19 protein-coding genes are annotated in these 20,461 nt (G+C 54.1%); 9 read left to right on the forward strand and 10 right to left on the reverse strand.

The features are described from left to right. The first annotated feature begins 68 nt into the window (after positions 1 to 68). From fabF to ptsG, 7 genes are all read left to right on the forward strand, one after another. Positions 69 to 1,310, forward strand: coding sequence for a beta-ketoacyl-ACP synthase II (gene fabF / locus OGV89_RS20815; protein WP_003036260.1), 1,242 nt, complete (start codon positions 69 to 71; stop codon positions 1,308 to 1,310). 135 nt (positions 1,311 to 1,445) lie between these two features. Next, positions 1,446 to 2,255 carry an aminodeoxychorismate lyase gene (gene pabC, locus OGV89_RS20820; RefSeq protein ID WP_044711594.1) on the forward strand — a complete coding sequence of 270 codons (810 nt, stop codon included), beginning with the start codon at positions 1,446 to 1,448 and terminating at the stop codon, positions 2,253 to 2,255. A gap of 2 nt (positions 2,256 to 2,257) precedes the next feature. Continuing rightward, positions 2,258 to 3,280, forward strand: coding sequence for a cell division protein YceG (yceG, locus tag OGV89_RS20825; protein ID WP_003036266.1), 1,023 nt, complete (start codon positions 2,258 to 2,260; stop codon positions 3,278 to 3,280). Beyond that, positions 3,270 to 3,911 (forward strand): dTMP kinase, encoded by a 642-nt coding sequence (tmk, locus tag OGV89_RS20830; RefSeq protein ID WP_003036268.1) that lies wholly within the window; start codon positions 3,270 to 3,272, stop codon positions 3,909 to 3,911. Before yceG ends, tmk begins: the two co-directional genes overlap by 11 nt. After that, positions 3,908 to 4,912 carry a DNA polymerase III subunit delta' gene (holB, locus tag OGV89_RS20835; protein ID WP_032948994.1) on the forward strand — a complete coding sequence of 335 codons (1,005 nt, stop codon included), beginning with the start codon at positions 3,908 to 3,910 and terminating at the stop codon, positions 4,910 to 4,912. Before tmk ends, holB begins: the two co-directional genes overlap by 4 nt. Positions 4,913 to 4,922: 10 nt before the next feature. Further along, on the forward strand, positions 4,923 to 5,720 hold the full coding sequence (locus tag OGV89_RS20840) for a metal-dependent hydrolase (RefSeq protein WP_003036276.1): 798 nt from the start codon (positions 4,923 to 4,925) through the stop codon (positions 5,718 to 5,720). Between the two features lie 293 nt (positions 5,721 to 6,013). Further along, complete coding sequence (gene ptsG / locus OGV89_RS20845) at positions 6,014 to 7,447, forward strand: PTS glucose transporter subunit IIBC (protein ID WP_003836725.1); 1,434 nt, start codon at positions 6,014 to 6,016, stop codon at positions 7,445 to 7,447. Positions 7,448 to 7,502: 55 nt separating this feature from the next. Here the strand turns inward: ptsG and OGV89_RS20850 are convergent, their stop codons facing one another. The 4 genes from OGV89_RS20850 to OGV89_RS20865 form a co-directional block, all read right to left on the reverse strand. Beyond that, positions 7,503 to 9,281 (reverse strand): aminopeptidase P family protein, encoded by a 1,779-nt coding sequence (locus OGV89_RS20850; RefSeq protein ID WP_049002787.1) that lies wholly within the window; start codon positions 9,279 to 9,281, stop codon positions 7,503 to 7,505. A gap of 16 nt (positions 9,282 to 9,297) precedes the next feature. Then, positions 9,298 to 10,752 carry an AMP nucleosidase gene (locus tag OGV89_RS20855; protein ID WP_003836722.1) on the reverse strand — a complete coding sequence of 485 codons (1,455 nt, stop codon included), beginning with the start codon at positions 10,750 to 10,752 and terminating at the stop codon, positions 9,298 to 9,300. Positions 10,753 to 10,870: 118 nt separating this feature from the next. Then, positions 10,871 to 12,187, reverse strand: coding sequence for a shikimate transporter (shiA, locus tag OGV89_RS20860; RefSeq protein ID WP_003036285.1), 1,317 nt, complete (start codon positions 12,185 to 12,187; stop codon positions 10,871 to 10,873). Positions 12,188 to 12,431: 244 nt separating this feature from the next. After that, positions 12,432 to 12,635: an N-acetyltransferase gene (locus tag OGV89_RS20865; protein ID WP_200002937.1), complete on the reverse strand. Its 204-nt coding sequence runs from the start codon at positions 12,633 to 12,635 to the stop codon at positions 12,432 to 12,434. A 97-nt stretch (positions 12,636 to 12,732) separates the two neighbouring features. On the opposite strand from OGV89_RS20865, the gene OGV89_RS20870 reads away from it, so the two are divergent. Beyond that, positions 12,733 to 12,954 carry a hypothetical protein gene (locus OGV89_RS20870; protein WP_003036289.1) on the forward strand — a complete coding sequence of 74 codons (222 nt, stop codon included), beginning with the start codon at positions 12,733 to 12,735 and terminating at the stop codon, positions 12,952 to 12,954. A gap of 176 nt (positions 12,955 to 13,130) precedes the next feature. On the opposite strand, the gene OGV89_RS20875 is transcribed toward OGV89_RS20870, so the two are convergent. After that, positions 13,131 to 13,751 carry a histidine phosphatase family protein gene (locus tag OGV89_RS20875; RefSeq protein WP_048241212.1) on the reverse strand — a complete coding sequence of 207 codons (621 nt, stop codon included), beginning with the start codon at positions 13,749 to 13,751 and terminating at the stop codon, positions 13,131 to 13,133. A 418-nt stretch (positions 13,752 to 14,169) separates the two neighbouring features. Here OGV89_RS20875 and OGV89_RS23040 point away from each other — a divergent pair, with 418 nt between their 5' ends. Next, positions 14,170 to 14,304 carry an AraC family transcriptional regulator N-terminal domain-containing protein gene (locus OGV89_RS23040; RefSeq protein ID WP_231877184.1) on the forward strand — a complete coding sequence of 45 codons (135 nt, stop codon included), beginning with the start codon at positions 14,170 to 14,172 and terminating at the stop codon, positions 14,302 to 14,304. Between the two features lie 90 nt (positions 14,305 to 14,394). On the opposite strand, the gene fecE is transcribed toward OGV89_RS23040, so the two are convergent. Genes fecE through fecA form a run of 5 tightly spaced genes read right to left on the reverse strand, consistent with a single transcriptional unit; the run spans position 14,395 to position 20,396 of the window. Beyond that, entirely contained in the window at positions 14,395 to 15,162 is a 768-nt protein-coding gene (gene fecE / locus OGV89_RS20885; protein ID WP_200002936.1) for a Fe(3+) dicitrate ABC transporter ATP-binding protein FecE, read from the reverse strand. Further along, positions 15,163 to 16,119, reverse strand: coding sequence for a Fe(3+) dicitrate ABC transporter permease subunit FecD (gene fecD, locus OGV89_RS20890; RefSeq protein ID WP_199998399.1), 957 nt, complete (start codon positions 16,117 to 16,119; stop codon positions 15,163 to 15,165). Further along, positions 16,116 to 17,114, reverse strand: a complete 999-nt coding sequence (gene fecC / locus OGV89_RS20895) for an iron-dicitrate ABC transporter permease FecC (protein ID WP_199998398.1) — start codon at positions 17,112 to 17,114, stop codon at positions 16,116 to 16,118. The genes fecD and fecC overlap by 4 nt, the downstream gene beginning before the upstream one ends. Beyond that, positions 17,111 to 18,013: a Fe(3+) dicitrate ABC transporter substrate-binding protein FecB gene (locus OGV89_RS20900; RefSeq protein ID WP_199998397.1), complete on the reverse strand. Its 903-nt coding sequence runs from the start codon at positions 18,011 to 18,013 to the stop codon at positions 17,111 to 17,113. Before OGV89_RS20900 ends, fecC begins: the two co-directional genes overlap by 4 nt. 58 nt (positions 18,014 to 18,071) lie before the next feature. Beyond that, on the reverse strand, positions 18,072 to 20,396 hold the full coding sequence (fecA, locus tag OGV89_RS20905) for a TonB-dependent Fe(3+) dicitrate receptor FecA (RefSeq protein ID WP_286559241.1): 2,325 nt from the start codon (positions 20,394 to 20,396) through the stop codon (positions 18,072 to 18,074). Positions 20,397 to 20,461: the final 65 nt, after the last annotated feature.

The raw sequence follows: 20,461 nt of genomic DNA on the forward strand, positions 1-20,461 counted from the left end.
GTCATTCGACCGCCTGAGTTTTATCTTTTTATCCCACTTGAATTATTTTCCCTCCCTGGAGGACAACCGTGTCTAAGCGTCGTGTAGTTGTGACCGGACTGGGCATGTTGTCTCCTGTCGGCAATACCGTAGAGTCTACCTGGAAAGCTCTCCTTGCCGGTCAGAGTGGCATCAGCCTGATCGACCATTTCGATACTAGCGCCTATGCAACGAAATTTGCTGGCTTAGTAAAGGATTTTAACTGTGAAGACATTATCTCGCGCAAAGAACAGCGCAAGATGGATGCTTTCATTCAATATGGAATTGTCGCTGGCGTTCAGGCCATGCAGGATTCTGGCCTCGAAATAACGGAAGAGAACGCCCACCGTATTGGCGCCGCTATCGGCTCTGGTATTGGCGGTCTCGGTCTTATCGAAGAAAACCATACCTCTCTGGTAAATGGTGGACCGCGTAAGATCAGCCCGTTCTTCGTTCCGTCGACGATTGTTAACATGGTGGCAGGTCACCTGACCATCATGTACGGCCTGCAAGGGCCAAGCATCTCCATCGCGACCGCCTGTACTTCAGGCGTGCATAACATCGGTCATGCTGCACGTATCATTGCATACGGCGATGCGGACGCGATGGTTGCGGGTGGTGCAGAAAAAGCCAGTACGCCGCTGGGCGTGGGTGGTTTTGGCGCGGCACGTGCGCTGTCTACGCGTAATGATAACCCGCAAGCGGCAAGCCGTCCGTGGGACAAAGAACGTGATGGCTTTGTGCTGGGCGACGGCGCAGGCATGGTTGTACTGGAAGAGTACGAACATGCGAAAGCGCGCGGTGCAAAAATCTATGCTGAAGTCGTTGGCTTCGGTATGAGCAGTGATGCTTACCACATGACGTCACCACCGGAAAACGGTGCAGGCGCTGCGCTGGCAATGGTCAACGCGCTGCGTGATGCGGCTATCGAAGCGGGTCAGATTGGCTATGTCAACGCGCATGGTACGTCTACGCCTGCAGGCGATAAAGCAGAAACCCAGGCAGTGAAATCTGTCTTTGGTGATGCGGCAAGCCGTGTAATGGTAAGCTCCACCAAATCTATGACCGGACACCTGTTGGGTGCGGCGGGCGCGGTAGAGTCTATTTTCTCTATCCTGGCGCTGCGCGATCAGGCTATTCCGCCAACCATCAACCTGGATAACCCGGATGAGGGTTGTGATCTGGACTTCGTACCTCACGAAGCGCGTCAGGTTAGTGGTCTGGAGTATGCACTGTGTAACTCCTTTGGCTTCGGTGGTACCAACGGCTCTTTGATCTTTAAAAAGATTTAAGCCCGTTAGGAGATGCGCTAGCATCGATAGCAAATTGAAAAGGTCCGCTTGTCGGGCCTTTTTTTATTCGGTTTTCCGCCCTTGTCCTGTGTTACTCATCCTGCCAAACTAGCGGACCAGAAATAAGGAGCCACCATGTTCTTAATTAATGGCTGCGAGCAGAATATGCTGGCAGCAAGCGATCGAGCGACCCAATTTGGTGATGGCTGTTTTACCACTGCCTGTATTATCGACGGCGAAATCCCTCTCTTTGCAGCGCATCTTGAGCGTTTACAAGACGCTTGCCAAAAACTGCTGATCTCTTTTGAAAATTGGTCCGAGCTGCAAAATGAAATGAAAATGCTGGCGAAAGGGCACGTACGCGGGGTGTTGAAAGTGATTATCAGCCGTGGCAGTGGAGGCCGGGGCTACAGTGGCAAAAGTTGTCACAGCGCCACACGCATCCTCTCCGTTTCAGCCTGGCCCGTTCATTACGATCGTTGGCGGCAAGATGGCATTATGCTGGCGCTAAGCCCAGTACGTCTGGGACGTAATCCACTGCTTGCCGGGCTTAAACATCTGAATCGACTGGAGCAGGTGTTGATTCGCTCTCATCTTGAACAGACGGACGCAGATGAAGCACTGGTTCTTGACAGCGAGGGATGGGTTACGGAATGCTGTGCGGCTAATTTGTTCTGGCGTAAAGGTGATGTGGTTTACACGCCCCGCCTGGATCAGGCCGGAGTAAACGGCATTATGCGACAATTCTGTATCCGGATGCTGGCACAATCGCCATTCAGTATTGTCGAAGTGTATGCCGGGTTGGAGGAGGTTATGCAGGCTGATGAAATCGTCGTCTGTAACGCGTTAATGCCCATTATTCCCGTGCGTGCCTGTGGCGACACATTGCTGTCTTCACGTTTGTTATTCGATTTTTTAGCCCCACTTTGTGAGCACCCGAATTAGTCATGAAAAAACTGTTACTCGTTGTCCTGTTATTGCTGGTTGTGCTGGGCATTGCCGCGGGAGTGGGAATGTGGAAAGTTCGCCATCTGGCGGACAGTAAATTATTGATTAAAGAAGAGACGATTTTTACGCTGAAAGCGGGGACGGGCCGCCTGGCCCTTGGCGAACAGCTGTATGCGGACAAGGTTATTAACCGTCCGCGCGTGTTCCAATGGCTGCTGCGTGTGGAACCCGAACTGTCGCATTTTAAGGCCGGAACCTACCGTTTTACACCCGACATGACGGTTCGGGATATGCTGCAACTGCTGGAAAGCGGAAAAGAGGCGCAGTTCCCGTTACGTCTGGTTGAAGGGATGCGCCTAAGCGATTACCTGAAACAGCTGCGCGATGCCCCGTATATCAAACATACGTTAAGCGACGATAGCTATGAGACCGTGGCCCAGGCGCTGAAACTGGAAAACCCGCAATGGGTGGAAGGTTGGTTCTGGCCAGATACCTGGATGTATACCGCCAATACGACTGACGTAGCGTTGCTAAAACGCGCGCATCAGAAAATGGTTAAAGCGGTGGATACTGTCTGGGAAGGGCGCGCTGACGGCCTGCCTTATCAGGACAAAAATCAGCTGGTAACCATGGCTTCTATTATTGAAAAAGAGACTGCGGTTGCCAGCGAGCGTGACCAGGTGGCTTCGGTGTTTATTAACCGTTTACGTATCGGTATGCGTTTACAAACCGATCCGACGGTGATTTACGGTATGGGGTCACGGTATAATGGCAAATTGTCGCGCGTGGATTTAGACACCCCGACCGCTTATAACACCTATACCATTACAGGACTGCCACCTGGCCCGATTGCCATGCCGGGAGAGGCATCGTTGCAGGCCGCGGCACATCCGGCAAAAACGCCGTATCTTTATTTTGTGGCTGACGGTAAAGGTGGCCACACGTTTAACACCAATCTTGCCAGCCACAACCGGTCCGTGCAGGATTACCTGAAAGTGCTTAAGGAAAAAAATGGGCAGTAACTATATCGTCATCGAGGGCCTGGAAGGCGCCGGAAAAACCACCGCGCGTAACGTAGTGGTAGAGACACTTGAGCAACTCGGTATTCGTGACATGGTTTTCACCCGCGAACCTGGCGGCACGCAACTGGCTGAGAAACTAAGAAGCCTGGTGCTGGACATTAAGTCGGTGGGTGACGAGGTTATCACTGACAAAGCCGAAGTTCTGATGTTTTACGCTGCACGCGTACAGCTGGTCGAAACCGTTATTAAACCTGCGCTGGCGAAAGGCGCGTGGGTAATTGGCGATCGTCACGATCTGTCTACTCAGGCGTATCAGGGCGGTGGACGTGGTATCGATCAAAACATGCTGGCAACCCTGCGCGATGCAGTACTCGGCGATTTTCGCCCGGACCTGACTATCTATCTGGATGTGACGCCAGAAGTCGGGTTGAAGCGTGCACGCGCACGCGGCGAGCTGGATCGTATTGAGCAGGAATCTTTCGATTTCTTTAATCGTACACGCGCGCGCTATCTTGAGCTGGCTGCCAAAGACGCCAGCATTCGCACTATAGACGCTACGCAGCCGCTGGAGGCTGTGATGGCTGATATTCGCAATACCATCACCCAATGGGTGAAGGAGCAGGGCGCATGAAATGGTACCCATGGTTACGACCGGATTTTGAAAAACTGGTGGCCAGCTACCAGGCGGGTCGTGGTCACCATGCGTTACTGATTCAGGCGTTACCCGGAATGGGCGACGACGCGCTTATTTACGCCCTCAGCCGCTATTTAATGTGCCAGCAGCCGGAAGGACATAAAAGCTGCGGACAGTGCCGTGGCTGTCAGCTGATGCAGGCGGGGACACACCCTGACTACTATTCGCTGCTGCCAGAAAAAGGCAAAAGCACGCTGGGGGTTGATGCTGTACGCGAAGTCAGTGAAAAGCTGTACGAGCATTCGCGTCTCGGCGGTGCGAAGGTCGTATGGATCCCTGATGCCGCCCAGTTAACCGATGCTGCCGCCAATGCCCTGTTGAAAACGCTGGAAGAACCCCCGGCACAGACCTGGTTTTTCCTCGCCAGCACAGAGCCAGCTCGTTTGCTGGCGACATTACGCAGCCGTTGTCGGTTACATCATCTTGCGCCACCTCCGGAGTCGTATGCTATCTCCTGGCTTGCTCGTGAAGTGACTGCGTCGTCAGAAGCGCTGCTTAGCGCGTTACGTCTAAGTGCCGGTTCGCCAGGCGCGGCACTCACGCTGTTACAGGCTGAAAGCTGGGCACACCGTACAGATTTTTGTGCGGCACTGGTGAATACATTAAACGCCGGTGATTGGTATATCTTGCTCGCGGCGTTAAACCATGATCAGGCTGCCGCCCGTTTACACTGGCTGGCAACGTTGTTTACGGATGCGTTGAAACGTCCGTATGGGATTGCCCATTTAACCAATCCCGATGCCCTGGACCTGATATCTTCCATCGCAGAACGGTTATCCGTTGCCCAGATACAGGCGATACTCGGTGACGTTTGTCATTGCCGTCAGCAGTTGCTGAACGTGACGGGCGTAAACCGCGAGCTGGTATTAACCGATCTTATTCTTCGTATTGAGCATTACCTGCAACCAGGCACCGTACTGCCTGTTCCCCATCTTTGAGAGAGACATTATGTTTTTAGTCGACTCACACTGCCATCTTGATGGCCTGGATTATCAATCTCTGCATAAGGACGTGGACGACGTGCTGGCGAAAGCGGCCGCACGCGATGTGAAATTCTGTCTTGCCGTTGCAACCACCTTGCCAGGATACCGCAGTATGCGTGAACTGGTTGGTGAGCGTGACAATGTGGTTTTTTCCTGCGGCGTGCATCCGTTAAATCAGGATGAAACCTATGATGTTGAGGAGCTGCGTCGTTTTGCCGCCGAAGAGGGGGTTGTGGCGATGGGAGAAACCGGGCTGGACTATTTTTACACGCCGGAAACAAAGGTGCGCCAGCAGGAATCTTTTATCCACCATATTCAGATTGGCCGTGAGTTACAGAAGCCAGTTATCGTGCATACCCGCGATGCGCGAGCCGACACGCTGTCTATTCTGCGCGAAGAAAAAGTGACGGATTGTGGCGGCGTACTACACTGTTTTACAGAGGACAGAGAAACGGCGGGCAAATTACTGGACCTTGGATTCTATATCTCGTTTTCCGGCATCGTCACGTTCCGAAATGCAGAGCAGCTCCGTGATGCCGCCCGCTATGTTCCTCTGGACCGGTTATTGGTCGAGACGGATTCTCCCTACCTTGCGCCTGTACCGCATCGTGGAAAAGAGAACCAGCCCGCCATGACTCGTGACGTTGCAGAGTACATGGCCGTAGTGAAAGGTGTTGCCGTTGAAGAACTGGCGCAGGCAACCACTGATAACTTTGCCCGCCTGTTTCACATCGACGCTTCTCGCCTGCAATCTGTTCGTTAACTGACTTTTTTTAAAGCTCGTAATTAATCACTAATGCGAGTAAAGTTCACCGCCACAAAATGGGCGGTGAATAACCAGCTTGACACATTCAGAAACGCATTTTATCGGAATGTGCGGATTTTGCGGCCATTCACGACTGAACTGTGATAGCCGTCAAACAAAAACAAACTGAATTATTTTACTCTGTGTAATAAATAAAGGGTACTTAGATGCCCTGTACACGGCGAGGTTCTCCCCCCTCGCTAATGCGTGAGAACGTAGAAAAGCACAAATACTCAGGAGCACTCCTAATTATGTTTAAGAATGCATTTGCTAACCTGCAAAAGGTCGGTAAATCGCTGATGCTACCGGTATCCGTACTCCCAATTGCAGGTATCCTGCTGGGCGTCGGTTCCGCTAACTTCAGCTGGCTGCCAGCCGTTGTATCGCACGTAATGGCAGAAGCAGGCGGTTCTGTTTTTGCGAACATGCCGCTGATTTTTGCTATCGGTGTTGCGTTAGGCTTCACTAATAATGACGGTGTATCTGCACTGGCATCCGTTGTTGCTTACGGCATCATGGTTAAGACCATGGCTGTTGTTGCGCCGCTGGTTCTGCATTTACCTGCTGAAGAGATCGCAGCTAAACACCTTGCTGATACGGGTGTTCTCGGGGGGATTATCTCCGGTGCGATTGCAGCGTATATGTTCAACCGCTTCTACCGTATTAAATTGCCTGAGTATCTTGGCTTCTTTGCGGGTAAGCGCTTCGTTCCTATCATTTCTGGTCTGGCTGCTATCTTCACAGGTGTGGTTCTGTCCTTCATTTGGCCACCAATCGGTACTGCTATTCAGACGTTCTCCCAGTGGGCTGCATACCAGAACCCGGTCGTGGCGTTCGGTATCTATGGCTTCATTGAACGCTGCCTGGTGCCGTTTGGTCTGCACCATATCTGGAACGTTCCATTCCAGATGCAGATCGGTGAATACACCAACGCTGCAGGTCAGGTGTTCCACGGCGACATCCCTCGCTATATGGCGGGTGACCCGACTGCGGGCAAACTGTCCGGTGGCTTCCTGTTCAAAATGTACGGTCTGCCGGCTGCTGCTATCGCTATCTGGCACTCTGCTAAACCAGAAAACCGCGCGAAAGTGGGCGGTATCATGATCTCCGCTGCGCTGACCTCGTTCCTGACCGGTATTACCGAGCCGATCGAGTTCTCCTTCATGTTCGTGGCGCCGATCCTGTACATCATCCACGCGATTCTGGCTGGTCTGGCATTCCCGATCTGTATCCTGCTGGGTATGCGTGACGGTACGTCGTTCTCCCACGGTCTGATCGACTTTATCGTTCTGTCCGGTAACAGCAGCAAGCTGTGGCTGTTCCCGATTGTTGGTATCGGTTATGCGATCGTTTACTACACCATCTTCCGTGTGCTGATTAAAGCGCTGGACCTGAAAACTCCGGGTCGTGAAGATGCTACTGAAGACAGCAAAGCAGGTGCGACCGGTGAAATGGCTCCGGCTCTGGTTGCTGCATTCGGCGGTAAAGAAAACATCACTAACCTCGATGCGTGCATCACTCGTCTGCGTGTCAGCGTGGCTGACGTTGCTAAAGTGGATCAGGCTGGCCTGAAGAAACTGGGTGCGGCAGGCGTTGTGGTAGCTGGTTCCGGTGTTCAGGCTATCTTCGGGACTAAGTCCGATAACCTGAAAACTGAAATGGATGAGTACATCCGTAACAGCTAAGCAGTAAGAAGTTGGGGAGAACTAAGGCAGCCTGCGGGCTGCCTTTTTTATTGCATTAATTAGCCTGAACGCGAATTGGTGCGGTGGCAGCGAACAGCCAGGGACGTGCCTCTGCGTTCACGCGCGGGGATAACGTCTCTCTGACCTGCTGGTGGTAATCATCAATCCACTGCTTTTCAGCTTCACTCAGCAGATGAAGTTCAACCAGATTCAAATCAATCGGTACCAGCGTCAGCGTTGAGAAACGGCAGAAGCCTGGACGACTGTTGATAATCTCCACCTGGTTTTCAATGCGGATCCCATATTGTCCGGCCAGATAATAACCCGGTTCGATGGTGATGATATTGCCTGCGACCAGTGGCCAGGGGTTTACTTTCTTGGCAATGCGATGGGGTTGTTCATGGATAAGCAACTGGTGGCCTACGCCGTGTCCTGTTCCATGATCAAAATCCAGTCCCAGCTCCCACAGTGCCCGACGGCTAAAGGCATCCAGTTGATGGCCCTGAGTGCCGCTGGGAAATTGCAATGATATAAGCGACAAAAAGCCTTTCAGCACGGCGGTGTAATGCAGACGACGTTGCGGATCCTGTGGACCAAACGCGAAGGTACGCGTCGTATCCGTCGTACCATTGTGGTACTGGCCGCCGGAATCATTCAGATACATGGCCTGCGAGGTAATTGGCGTATTGGTTTTTTCACTGGAGTGGTAATGACACATCGCCGCATTGCTGGCAGAGGCCGATATCGTGCTGAAGCTTTGCTCAATAAATCCCGGCTGCTGCTGGCGAAATTCCAGTTGCTTCGCCTGGGCTTCCAGTTCGGTGACCGGATTGCCAGCCGCTTCGCGCAAAGGGACTTCATGGGCCAGCCAGGCAAGGAAGTTTACCCAGGCTGCGCCATCTTGTTCATGGCATTCCCGATAGCCCGCCAGTTCAACGTCATTTTTGTGGGCTTTCATCAAGGTGATGGGATCAGGGGCCCATAAGACGTTGCCACCGTGTTCTTCAATGGCAAAACGCAACGCAACCGGGGCGTAGTCTTTATCGACCAGAAAGCGTTTCCCACTGGCCAGTTGCTGGCAACGTACCAGGAAACTCTCTTGCGGGGCCAGCGTGAGCGTGTTTAGCAGTGATACGGGGAGTTGCTGCGTTTTGTTGCTATCCACAAACCATTCCAGCTCACCGCTGCGATGGAGCAGGGCAAACGAAAACGGTACTGGCACCATAGCCAGATCTGAACCGCGTACATTCAACAGCCAGGCAATGTTATCCGGCAGGGTAATTGCCAGTACGTCAGCCTCATGTTGAGCGAGTTGTTCCACGACGCGGGCACGCTTTTGCGTGCTGCTTTCCCCGCTGATTTCAATGGGCATTTCACGAATGATGCCGCAGGGGGCTGCCGGTCGGTCAAGCCACACCTGGTCAAAAGGATCTTGCTCAAGAGGTACCAGCTCGCAATGAGTTGCCGACAAGGCTTCAAACTGGCTGTTGACCATCAGCAGTGGTTCAAAGCCGATACGTGTACCCGCTGCAACGTGAGACTGCAAATAGTCGGCCAGCGGTTCATCGTGTAAATGATGAATTTCAAAATCATCCAGCGAGACTTCATTGCGTACCTGGACCTGATAGCGTCCATCGACAAACATTAACGCGCGATCCCGAAGGACCAACGCGAGGCCGGCAGAACCGCTAAATCCGGTCAGCCAGGCCAGTTTATTGTCATGCGGCGTACAATCTTCGCTTTGATGAGCGTCGGCGCGCGGAACAATCATGCCATCCAGCCCCTGCGCTATCAGCAGGTTGCGCAGGGCGGAAAGAGGAGTTGAGTTGTGCATAGTTAACCTTCAGGTCTTAACGGAACGGCGGTTCGTTGAATGTACGTAATTTACGGGAGTGCAGTCGGTCGCCTTCAGCACGCAGACGATCGATAGCCCGGATACCTATTTGCAGATGCTCAGAAATAGCACCTTCATAAAAACGGTTGGCCTGACCAGGTAGTTTGATCTCACCGTGCAGCGGCTTGTCGGAAACGCACAGCAGCGTGCCGTACGGAACGCGGAAACGGTATCCCTGAGCGGCGATGGTGGCGCTTTCCATATCGATAGCCACCGCGCGACTGAGGTTGAAACGCAGCGCAGAAGCGGAATAGCGTAGCTCCCAGTTACGATCGTCGGTGGTGACGACAGTACCGGTACGCAAGCGCTGTTTAACTTCTTCACCGGGCATACCGCTGACTTCTTTGGTGGCGTCATACAGGGCGCGTTGTACTTCCGCAATGCTCGGAATCGGAATATCCGGCGGTAGTACGGCATCCAACACGTGGTCGTCACGCAGATAAGCATGGGCCAGAACATAGTCGCCAATCGCCTGACTTTCACGCAGACCACCGCAGTGACCAATCATCAGCCAGACGTCAGGACGCAGTACGGCCAGATGATCGCAAATGGTTTTGGCGTTAGACGGGCCAACGCCGATATTGACCAACGTGATCCCCTGACCGTCAGCCGTGATTAAATGCCAGGCAGGCATCTGGTGTTTCTTCCAGGCGAGATCGGAGATGGCTTCTTCTGGCGCTTCGGTTTCGGCGGTGATCCAGATCCCGCCCGCACAAGAAAGCGCGATATATGGGCTGTCCGGGTCGAGGATCTGGCTGCAACCCCAACGCACAAACTCATCGACGTAGCGGGTGTAGTTGGTGAACAGTACAAAAGGTTGAAAATGTTCAACCGGCGTTCCCGTGTAATGACGTAGTCGCGCCAGCGAAAAATCCACGCGTCGGGCATCGAAGTGAGACAGCGGAGAAAATTCCGCCGGATGAAAAATCCCGTCTGCCGTTTCGTCACCAATCTGCGACAATTCAGTGGTGGGGAAATGGCGCGTTAATCCGGCGCTCATCGAGCGATCCAGCGTCAGTTCTGAACCGTCAATCACATAGGGATAGGGGATTTCATGCTGCGACGGCTCGACGGAGATATGCGCATCATAATCCTGATACAGCAGCGTGAGCTGTTCTTCAAGATACGGACGAAAAAGCGACGGACGGGTAATCGTAGTGGTATAGCTGCCCGCATGGGTAAAACGACCATAGGCTCGGGTTTTCGGGGGATTGGTGGCGATACCATCCCAGGTGACACACAGTGATGGGTAAACAAAAAGACCGTTATGGCGGGCGATTACATCAGGGAGCGTCCCTGTTTCAATATACTTACCAATGGCGCTACGCAGTGCTTTAACCGACTGCTCGTACAGCGCGTCCAGTTTATCCAGTGCCTGAGTTGGGGTCAGGCTGGAGCCCTTATTGTTCATGTCTGTCTCCTTGTTCCACAGATGTACTGCTCTCCCGATAGTATGTCACAGGAATGTGAAACAAAAGTCAGACGTTGAGGAAGATTGTGCGAAGACCGGACGGCCTCCGCACCCGGGCTTAACCGTGCTGCTTATCCCGCATCAGCAATGCTGTAGTCGCGGAAATAAGACAACCCGCCATCAGATAAATGGCTACACTGTGCCAGTCTCCGCCGGAGAATGTTACCAGTGCAGCAGCAATGAAGGGGGTAAAACCGCCGCCAACTACGCTTGCTACCTGATAACCAACGCCTGCGCCGCTGTAGCGATAGCTTGCGCCAAACAAACCGGTAAACATAGGCTGCTGTACGCAGACCACCATATCGTGTGCAATGTTGGCCAACATAATCGCGAAGAACACGATCCAGAAAATGGATTGCGCTTCTAACGCCATAAAGAACGGGAATGCGCTAAGCGTCCCGACCAGTGCGCCAGTAATGTAAACGCGCCGGCGACCAAAGCGGTCGGCGAGCCAGGCAAAGCAGGGGATGGTCAGACAGCTCAGTCCACCAACTAACAACCCGATATTCAGAAACAGTTCGCGAGGTAAGCCCAGATTCTGCGTGGAGTAATTAAGGGCAAACGCGGTGACGATATACATCGTCAGCAGTTCACACAGGCGCAGAGCGATAATTTTCAAAAACGCCCCTGGATGACGGATTAATGCCTCGACTACCGGTAGTCTCTTTTTCTCTGGTTGCGGTGCCTGCTGCTGCTGTTCGAATTCGGCCGATTCATCCATTCGGTTACGCATCCACAACGCGCCCAATACCAGCACGATGCTGAACAGGAATGGAATACGCCAGCCCCAACTCAGGAACTGCTCATCGGTGGTTTGCGAGCTAATCAGCGAGACCAGACCGGTAGAAAGTAACAGTCCGACGCCGTAACCAACCTGAACGCCGCTGCTGTAGAAGGCTTTTTTATTTTTCGGCGCGCTTTCGACCGAGAGCAACGCTGCGCCGCCCCATTCACCGCCAACGGCGAATCCCTGAATAGCACGCAGCGTCACCAGCAGAACGGGAGCCCACCAGCCAATGGTGTCAAAAGAGGGAATAATCCCGATCAGCGCAGTGGCAATACCCATCATCCAGACGGTGAGCATCAGCATACGTTTACGGCCCAGACGATCGCCGAAGTGGCCGAAGATCACCCCGCCTAACGGACGGAACAAAAATCCGACGCCAAAGGTAGCAAATGCGGCAAGTGTCCCCATCGCTGGGCTGACTTGCGGGAAGAACTCGCGGTTAAAGACCAGTGCGGCAGTAATGCCATAAAGCAGAAAATCATACCAGTCGACCACGGCACCCGCGAAGCTGCCAAGCGCAGCGCGTCGGGCGCGGTTAAGCGAAGAGGCGTCCTGTTGGGGACCCGTGGAGGTGAGGGTGGAATCCATAGTAATCCTGTCTGTACTGTTTTTTAGTTATTAGTATTTGAGTTGGGTTACACACATTGCAGTCGCAATATTAACGACCGTTATGAGATTACCGCGACAGACGGGAAGTGAAAACGATTATCTCCCTCATCTGAGGGCAACATGAAAAATAAGATGAATGAAAAATCTGAATCAGGTGGAATCGTGGCCTGTCAGGAGTGTTCTGATTTCAGGCGGAGCATTAGGAGTACTGTATTTGGGGAAGCTATAAACCCACTTTCATAATGGTATACGGAGATTCAGTGAAACCACTTCGCTCATAAGCACGAATCGCACGCCCGTTATCTCCGTGGACATATAAGCGAAGCTCCAGTGCCTTTTGTTCAAAATGTGCGCGGTAGATGCGGTAGCCCAGCGCATTAAGCAACATCGCGTCGGCCGATGTGGCGTCACGGATTTGTAATGTCATGAATGATTCCCGTCCTGGTAATAAATTGACGATTACTGAATGATATCAAAACTGTAGGTGATACAGTGGGATGCGAATATTTCAGAGGCTTGTCAGTATGAAGATTGTTTTTATCCCTGCGTTGATCGTAGTCCTGATTGATAAAGAACAGGACATAGGACGGGAATTGACCCGCGATGAGGTTGAGTCCATTCGCGATGGTGCTACAGCCATCCGCCTGCCGGCCGAAGCAGCCGAGGATATAATCAGAGAGCGTGGCTACCGCGATATTGATCCTGAGAATGTCTGGCGCGAGTGGCAGGCGTATAAAGCTGACTGAATGTCGATGGGAACACACTGCTTTAGTGGCACATGAAAATTGTGCACTTACACGGATGCGTTTACTCAGCACCTGGTGTGGAGCTGAGGGGCAACTTTGAGCGAGGAGCTGACATTGTGCTTAAATAATAATGATGGCTCTGGCAGGATGGGTGTTCAATGATTGCAAGGTGACCACTAATTCAGGTGACGTAAATGTGTAGCAATCCCCCACTTTAGGCCGATACATTTTCCATTAATCAGGTCGATAACAGAATAACTTGCATTGGGGTGAGCATAGCGAGGGAAACTATTGACAGTCCCTTCTTTAAGAATTGCCAGAGTGCCCTGACTGACATGCCCGTGAGACACAATACATATTGTTTGTTGATGTGATGAAGTATCTTCCAGGTTTTGTAAAAAACGCATAACTCGCTGAGAAGCATGCGCCAGTGACTCCCCCCCAGGTGGACAATACTCTGCATCAAGCCTGAATAATGCATTTGAATCGTTCGGATGTTTTTGTCTGAGTAGTTCTAACGGCATACCTTCAAACTGACCAAAGGCCTGCTCTTTAAGGGCCGGTTCAGCCGTCAGTGAACAGCGAAAGTGTTCAGCCAGGCTTTGCCCCATTTGCCAGGCACGTCCAAGCGGAGAAGCGTAAACACGCTCTATTTGATATTCACTTGCACTAAACGCTGCTAGTAGGACGGATGTTTCACGCAAACCCCGACAGGTCAAGGAGCTATCGCTGTGCCCCTGAATAATTCCGTCCAAATTCCACTCTGTTTCTGCGTGTCGAACAAGTATCAATTTCATCGTTAGCGGGCCATGCTCGTTGTTGATCAAAATGCCCCAACAGCGCGATGTCAAACACACACCGTTGAAGCAGCAGAAGGCTTTCCGGTTTTGGAAATAATGAACAAGTGTAGCTTATTGCCGTTATGCAGCGGCTCTGGGTGTGAGGCGCTGAATTTTATCCGTAGTTAACTTCCGCTTGTGGCACTCAGCGGACGTTGGTATGAAGCATCCCGGCGCCCGTTAATATTAAGCGGAAACATGAATTAACGCGTCTCCCCGTTTCTCCATCCTCTTCGCTTTTTCCTTTATCCTGCCTCTCTTGCTGTGCATACAGCGACGTGTTATCACTCGTTAAATGCAAAAATTACCGAAGTTACGAGAACTTGCATTAGCCACGGATAATCAGCGTACCGAAACCTGCATTTCACGGGTTGCTATGGTGCCGAGAGTAATCCCTGAACACCGCCTGTCTGCAGTTTATGAACCGATGATTAACATGGTTTTGACTGGTCCTAAACGCATGATGATTGATGACAGAACGCTGCAATATTATTCAGCTCAGAACAGTTGAAATGTTACCTGGGCAGAGTGAAGTCATCACAGCACAAGTGATATGACAGGCGACCTGTTGAGACCATGGTAACATTACAGCTTGTGTCATTTACCTAACTACACACATCGGCCTACCAGATACTGGTTCGGGGTGTATTTCCGTATCCACGTTGAATACGGTTCTCAGCAATCCAGGGTTCATCACCGCTTCTGGTGTGCCTTGCGCCATAATATGTCCGTTCGCCATTACCACCAGATGATCGCAGTACCGGCTGGCCTGATTAAGGTCGTGCAGCACTGCGACCACCGTTTTCCCCTGAGCCCGGAGTTCGCCCATCAACCGCATCAGTTCCACCTGGTGATTGATATCGAGATAGGTGGTTGGCTCATCGAGTAGTATGACGGGTGTATTCTGGGCCAGGACCATCGCCAGAAAGGCGCGCTGGCGCTGACCGCCGGAAAGATCGGTTAATCGTCGGTCGGCAAGATGTTGGATCCGGGTCTGGTGCATAGCATCTTGGACCCGCGCATTGTCTTCAACGGAGAGGCGCCTCCAGAGTGACAACCACGGGTTGCGACCGTACGAAACAAGCTCCTGGACGGTGATCCCCTCTGGCGTTAAATGGTGCTGGGGCAGCAGCGCCAGCCTGCGGGCTAGCTGGCGTGATGAGAGCGTGTTGATGGCATTATCGCCGAGAAATACGCCACCGGATTGCGGCGCTAACAGCCGTGAAAAACAGTTTAGCAACGTCGATTTCCCGCAGCCGTTAGGGCCGAGCAGGGCGGTTGTCTTCCCCGCTGGTAGGGCGAGTGAAACGCCATCAAGGATCTTGTTTGTACCGTAACAGACCGTCAGATTTTCAGTTCGTAATGTCATTTATCGCATTCTCACAAGCAGCCAGACAAACCACGGTGCACCGATAATGGCGGTCAGTACGCCAGCCGGAAGCTCCAGCGGGGGATGAGTAATTCGCGCCAGCAGGTCGGCAACCACCAGCAGCAACGCACCTGTCATGGCCGATATGGGCAGCAGCCAGCGGTGACGCCCACCGGTAATACTGCGCACCATATGCGGCACCACAAGACCAATAAAACTAATTGGGCCGCAGACGGCCACGCCGGTAGATGTCATGGCGACGGCCAGTAGCAAAGCCAGGAGCCGGATACGCGGCACCGACACACCGAGCGTGGTGGCGCGGGCATCGCCCAGTGCCAGAAGGTCGAGATCGCGGCAAAAACCCAGGCTCAGCGGCAGAAACAACATTAGCAGCGGGACGGCAATCTTCACAAAGCTCCAGTCACGGCCCCATAAGCTGCCGGTCAGCCACAGCAGGGCGCCGTTCACATCCTGCGGGCGCGAAAGCATCAGCCAGTCCGTCAGGCTGGCCCAGCAGGCAGACAGCGCGATACCCGTGAGTGCCAGCTTCATCGGCTGGCTGGTGTTCGCCAGCATTCTCAGCAGTATCAGGCCCACCATGCCACCGGCAAAGGCCAGCAGCGGCAGAGCAATCACCGGCAGTGACGGTACGAGAAGCAGTGCGCCCACAGAGGCAAGGCTGGCGGCATGGTTTACGCCGAGAATATCCGGCGACGCCAGAGGGTTACGAACGATCCCTTGTACCAGAACGCCTGCCACCGCGAGGGCTGCACCGACAAGCAGCGCCAGCAGTAGCCGCGGCAGGCGGTACGCCGTTAACACGTAATGATACTCACGCCCGGTTTGCCAGTCGGTCAGCAGGGCGCGCCAGGGAACGGCGATCACCCCCATTTGCAGAGACAGCAGCGAAAATCCTGCCAGTGCGAGGGCGATAAAAATGACTAACACAATTTTCAACCACGCCTCCTGACCAGCCAGACAAAGCAGGGCGCACCAATCAGAGCCACCACGGCCCCCACGGGTAATTCGCCAGGGAAGGCCAGCGCGCGGGCCAGAACATCCGCCACTAGCATCAGCGTGGCGCCCATCAGTATGCTCATCGGCAGGACCTTGCGCTGGTCGAATCCTACCCAGAAGCGAGCCAGATGCGGCATCAACAGACCGATAAACGCCACCGGGCCGGCCACGCTGACGCAGGTACCGACCAGAAGCAGCACCAGAATGTTGATGATCAAACGCAGCTTCGGCAGATTCACCCCCAGCGTACGGGCGGTGCTGTCGCTGACGTTAAGCAGATTCAGTTGATTGGCCAGCAGCAACACCACCGGTATAGCAACTGCCACCACCGGGAAAAGCTGCCAGAACTCCTGCCAGCGTGCGTGGGATACGCCTCCCGCGAGCCAGTATAAAATGCCGTAAGCGTGATCTTCCGTCAGCAGCAGGGTGATGCGGGTCAGGGCCATGCAAAACGCCGAGAACGCGATACCAGCGAGGATCAGTTTGTTTCTGTCCTGGGTATGGCGAAACCCGCCGCCTGCGGTCATCACCAGCAGCCAGCTTACGCCGCCGCCACAGGCGGCGATAAAGGCGATGGAGTAACCCGCGACGGGCACGGGGCTGAGCGCGCTGGTCAGTGCCATCGCCAGCGCCGCGCCGCTGTTAATACCGAGCAGCGAAGGAGATGCCATTGAATTATGCGTCAAAGTCTGCAGCAGCGTTCCCGCGAGAGCCAGGCTTGCGCCGATCAGAATGGCGACCAGGCTTCGCGGCAGACGTAGGTTTTGCACCAGCGTTTGTGGAAGCGTCGGCGCGTGGCCCGGCAGCAGGGCGCGAATGGCGTCAACGCCAGAAACAGGAATGGCCGAGTAGCAAAACAGACTCAGCCAGAAAACTGCGATAAGCGCGGCAAGGGGTAGCCCCCATTGCAACGCCGGATGTCTGAGAACTGTCATTTCACATCGGATAAAGGCTGGTGATGGAAGATTTTTACCGTGTCGCTGGCAATACGTTCGGCCGCAAAAATACCGCGCATCCGCGCCCAGGCGTTACTGTCGACCGACGCCGTCTGCTGTTTTTGCGCAGCCGTTAACATCTGCCACAGCGGGTCCTGCTGCCAGCGTTTCACGATGCTCTCTTCGCGATAATGTGCGACCAGCAGCCATGCAGGATTGATCGCCAGCAACTGCTCCAGGCCGATAGACGGCATAGACGCACCGGATATTGCCGCCGGCACCGTCAGCCCCAGAGCGGTCAATACGCTTCCGGTCCAGGTCTCCTGCGTGTGAAGGTTAAACTGCTGCTCCCGGGACGTACCAAATAACACCAGCGTGCCTTTTGGCAACTGGCTGGCCCACGCTGACATCTGTTGTTGGTGTTGCGCCAGACGTGACTGCATCTGTGCCTTTTTGCCCACAATCTCGCCGATGATGGCCGCAGACTGAAGATTTTCAGCGTAGGTTTCATTGCGAGATTTCAGCAGCAGCACCGGTGCAATTTGCTGCAAGGCGCTGTAGATACCCGCATGACGGCTGCTGTCGGCAATGATCAGATCCGGTTTCAGCGCGCTGATGGCTTCTAAACTCGGCTGCGCACGCGTGCCGACAGACTGCCAGGGTTTAAGATGGGCGCGAACTTCGGGAAGAATGCGCGTGGCATCGTTATCGTCGGCAATGCCGACCGGACTAACATCGACGGCAGCCAGCGCGTCCGCGAACGACAGCTCCAGTACCACTATCCGCTGTGGCGTTTTATCAAGCGTAAAGGTGCCATGTTCATCCTGAACCGTGGCGGCAAAAGCGTGGCTGGTGACCAGCAGCAGAGCGGCGAAAAGTGTGCGGATAAATGTGAACATCGGTGCTCCTGAAAGCCGGGTGGCGCTGCGCTTACCCGGCCAACGAAATCGGTGTGAATTAGAACTTCAACGACCCCTGCATATACAGCGTGCGCGGCTGGCCTGCGTAGATGCCTTTGTTGTTGTCGTCATAAGAGCGGGTGAAGTACGCCTGGTCGAAGATATTCTTCACGCCGAACGCCAGGTTCAGGTCTGCCATCTGCGGACCAAAATCATAGGCTACGCGTGCGCCCCAGAGCATGAAGCCCGGGATGCGGCCGGTGCTGCCGTCGGCGCTCTCTTTCACGGTGTTGGCGTTATCCGCAAACTGGCTGGACTGGAAATCGCTGTTCAGGTTGAAGGTCCAGCTACCCGGTTTATAGTCCACGCCCAATGTGCCTTTGTGTTTCGGCGAGAACGGCACCTGGTTGCCGTAGGTGTCGCCTTTCTCGCGGATCTCGGCGTTCACATACGCATAGCTTGCGTAGACCGAAACGTTGTCGAGCGTTGGCGTCAGCGTGCCGAGGTCATAGCGGGCCTGGGTTTCCAGCCCGGTATGGCGCGTTTTACCCCGTGCGGTTACAGTGTCGTTGGTCTGGTTGGAGTCGTACTGATTATTAAAGTTAATCAGGAACAGCCCCATTTCCGCTGTCAGCGCGCCATCGTCGTATCGGGTTCCGAGCTCCCAGGTTCGCGCTTTTTCCGGTTCCACATTGCCGCTTTGCACAGCCTTGCCAATTTGGCTGTACTGTACGGTGCCGAATGAGCCTTCAGTGTTTGCATAAAGATTCCAGCTATCAGTCAGGTGATAAAGCACGTTTAGCGCCGGAAGTGGGGCGTTGTAACTCACTTCTTCATGTGTGCCTTTGATGGCGTTGTTCTGGTATGACTCGATATGTTCAAAGCGCATACCCGGTGTGATCGTCCAGTTGCCTACGTCGATTTTGTCATCCAGATACCAGGCGTGCGCTTCGGTACCGGAACGGGTGTCGCGATCGTATGGGCTAGCGCTGGACGGGAGTTGTCCGCTGCTGGTGGCGGTGTAGTAACGCATTTCATGCGTCGACTCGCTCACATAGCGGTATCCCACGCCCACTTCGTGCGCGGAAGGACCCACCATAAAGCTCTGACTGTAGCGCGGTTCAATGCCGCGTACCCAGTAGTTACGCGGTGAAAGGGTGAGGCGTTTGCCCTGTTCCAGGTAGCCGCTACGCAGGGTTTCGGTGTAGAAGCCCTGAATATTGAATTTATGCTGGCTGTCCGGCTGAAACTGATAGCCGAGGCTTGCCAGCTTGCGGCGCCCCCAGAAGCGATCGTAAGGGCGCGTGGACTGCCAGCGGTCGGCGTTGTAATCCGCGCGCGACAGGCCGCCGGGCATGTCGGCTTCACCGTCGTAGTATTGCAGCAGGCTGTTGAAAGTATGCACGTCGTTCGGCGCATATTTGCTTTTCAGCATCAGGTCGTCGATGCGCGTCGCGCTGTGCTCGCGCCAGTCGCTGCCGCGGGTGCCGGAGTAAAGCAGGGCGGTACCAAAACCGTTATCCGCCGTGCCGCCCACCATCAGATTGTGTGTCTCTTTTGGGTTATTTTGTGAGGACGTTGGGCTGAGCTGGCCTTCCATGCCGGCTTCGATACCGAAGTCTTGCGGAATGGCGCGGGTGACAAAGTTCACCACGCCGCCCACGCTCTGAGGTCCGTAACGTACGGCACCGCCGCCGCGTACCACATCGATGGCGTCCATATTTCCGAGCGAAACGGGTGCCAGGGAAAGCTGCGGCTGGCCGTAAGGGGCAAACGGCACCGGAATACCGTCCATCAGTACCGTTGAACGGCTGGCAAGGCGCGGGTTCAGGCCGCGAATACCAAAGTTCATCGCCAGATCGTGGCTACCGGTACCGTTGTTCTCCGGGGCGGTAACGCCAGGAATGCGGTTCAGCACCTCGCGCATGGTCGTCGCGCCGGTTTTGGCGAAATCTTCACGGCGGATAACGTCACGCGCGCCGGCATGTTCGAATACGTCGTTTTCGCGCGCATCGCCCAGCCAGTCGCCCACAACCGTGAGCGCATCTTCCTGCGGCGCAGGAACGTGTTCGAGCGTCCAGCTGTTATTCCCCAGTGGTTTCACCTGCAGGCCGCTACCGTTCAGCAGGTGTTGCAGACCGGTTTCGACGTCGTAGTCACCGTGAAGACCGTTACTCTGTTTGCCGCGCGTCAGGCTGGCGTCAACAGACAGGGTAATTCCGCTGCGTGCGGCATATTGGTTTAGCGCTTTATCGAGTGAGCCTGGTGCAATATCAATCTGCGCTGCGAAAGCGGATAACGAGAGCCCAGCCAGCGGCAGCAGGCTCAGGCGAATGGCGTTAACCAAAGGTGTTGTTTTGCGAAAAACGCGTAAAGGCGTCATACCTTCTCCATCATCATTTTTGTTGTGTTCATCTATGAGTCGAATGAGAAGGGGAAAAAGGACAA

Origin of the sequence: Citrobacter sp. Cf125, from assembly GCF_030333935.1 — a bacterium.
In the GTDB taxonomy this organism is placed as follows: domain Bacteria; phylum Pseudomonadota; class Gammaproteobacteria; order Enterobacterales; family Enterobacteriaceae; genus Citrobacter; species Citrobacter freundii.

Coding starts and splice junctions, on each gene's coding strand:
- OGV89_RS20840 (WP_003036276.1), top strand. CDS start 4,923: ATGTTTTTAGTCGACTCACACTGCCATCTTGATGGCCTGGATTATCAA.
- holB (WP_032948994.1), top strand. CDS start 3,908: ATGAAATGGTACCCATGGTTACGACCGGATTTTGAAAAACTGGTGGCC.
- fecE (WP_200002936.1), bottom strand. CDS start 15,162: ATGACATTACGAACTGAAAATCTGACGGTCTGTTACGGTACAAACAAG.
- OGV89_RS20870 (WP_003036289.1), top strand. CDS start 12,733: ATGAAGATTGTTTTTATCCCTGCGTTGATCGTAGTCCTGATTGATAAA.
- shiA (WP_003036285.1), bottom strand. CDS start 12,187: ATGGATTCCACCCTCACCTCCACGGGTCCCCAACAGGACGCCTCTTCG.
- pabC (WP_044711594.1), top strand. CDS start 1,446: ATGTTCTTAATTAATGGCTGCGAGCAGAATATGCTGGCAGCAAGCGAT.
- tmk (WP_003036268.1), top strand. CDS start 3,270: ATGGGCAGTAACTATATCGTCATCGAGGGCCTGGAAGGCGCCGGAAAA.
- OGV89_RS20900 (WP_199998397.1), bottom strand. CDS start 18,013: ATGTTCACATTTATCCGCACACTTTTCGCCGCTCTGCTGCTGGTCACC.
- OGV89_RS20855 (WP_003836722.1), bottom strand. CDS start 10,752: ATGAACAATAAGGGCTCCAGCCTGACCCCAACTCAGGCACTGGATAAA.
- fecA (WP_286559241.1), bottom strand. CDS start 20,396: ATGACGCCTTTACGCGTTTTTCGCAAAACAACACCTTTGGTTAACGCC.
- OGV89_RS20865 (WP_200002937.1), bottom strand. CDS start 12,635: ATGACATTACAAATCCGTGACGCCACATCGGCCGACGCGATGTTGCTT.
- fecC (WP_199998398.1), bottom strand. CDS start 17,114: ATGACAGTTCTCAGACATCCGGCGTTGCAATGGGGGCTACCCCTTGCC.
- yceG (WP_003036266.1), top strand. CDS start 2,258: ATGAAAAAACTGTTACTCGTTGTCCTGTTATTGCTGGTTGTGCTGGGC.
- OGV89_RS23040 (WP_231877184.1), top strand. CDS start 14,170: ATGGTGCCGAGAGTAATCCCTGAACACCGCCTGTCTGCAGTTTATGAA.
- OGV89_RS20875 (WP_048241212.1), bottom strand. CDS start 13,751: ATGAAATTGATACTTGTTCGACACGCAGAAACAGAGTGGAATTTGGAC.
- ptsG (WP_003836725.1), top strand. CDS start 6,014: ATGTTTAAGAATGCATTTGCTAACCTGCAAAAGGTCGGTAAATCGCTG.
- OGV89_RS20850 (WP_049002787.1), bottom strand. CDS start 9,281: ATGCACAACTCAACTCCTCTTTCCGCCCTGCGCAACCTGCTGATAGCG.